The 884-nt window shown below is 43.7% G+C and carries 3 rRNA genes; all 3 read left to right on the plus strand.

The window, feature by feature from the left end:
• Positions 1-190 (plus strand): 23S ribosomal RNA (locus B853_RS16170); the annotation flags it as partial.
• 87 nt (positions 191-277) lie between these two features.
• Positions 278-394, plus strand: a 5S ribosomal RNA gene (gene rrf, locus B853_RS16175).
• Positions 395-724: 330 nt separating this feature from the next.
• Positions 725-884, plus strand: a 16S ribosomal RNA gene (locus B853_RS16180); the annotation flags it as partial.

Here is an 884-nt window from a genome sequence, read left to right on the forward strand (position 1 = left end):
CCCGGTAGCTAAGTTCGGAATCGATAACCAGCGAAAGCATCTAAGCGGGAAGCGAGCCCTGAGATGAGTCTTCCCTGATACTTTAAGTATCCTAAAGGGTTGTTCGAGACTAGAACGTTGATAGGCAGGGTGTGTAAGCGTTGTGAGGCGTTGAGCTAACCTGTACTAATTGCCCGTGAGGCTTAACCATACAACACCCAAGGGGTTTTGATGGACTCAATGTAAGAACATTGAATGTGTTAAGAACTGAAAACAGCTTTCCAGATTAAAGAATTTGCTTGGCGACCATAGCGATTTGGACCCACCTGATTTCCATTCCGAACTCAGAAGTGAAACGAATTAGCGCCGATGGTAGTGTGGGGCTTCCCCATGTGAGAGTAGGACATCGCCAGGCTTTATTTCGCACTTGCTTATTTAATAAGCAAGTCACCATAAAGTTCTAAATTATTTTAGAGTTTTATGTTGACTTTCAAAGTGGGAAGCGTATTATACGCACCTCGCTGAGACACTAACGTGTTGAAAGCCAAGCTCTTTAACAATATAGACCTATCAATCTGTGTGGGCACTCGTTGATGATAATCCAATTAGAAATTTCTCTTAATAAAGAGCGGTTTCAAATTAGGTTTCAATGAAACGAAGTGACCATTGAGTCGAAAGACTCAGCACAGTCAATTCAAACATTACATTATGTAATGTTCAGTATTCATTGAGCCGACAAAATCTTAAATTGAAGAGTTTGATCATGGCTCAGATTGAACGCTGGCGGCAGGCCTAACACATGCAAGTCGAGCGGAAACGAGTTATCTGAACCTTCGGGGAACGATAACGGCGTCGAGCGGCGGACGGGTGAGTAATGCCTAGGAAATTGCCCTGATGTGGGGGAT

Origin of the sequence: Vibrio rotiferianus CAIM 577 = LMG 21460, assembly GCF_002741985.1 — a bacterium.
GTDB classification, from domain to species: domain Bacteria; phylum Pseudomonadota; class Gammaproteobacteria; order Enterobacterales; family Vibrionaceae; genus Vibrio; species Vibrio rotiferianus.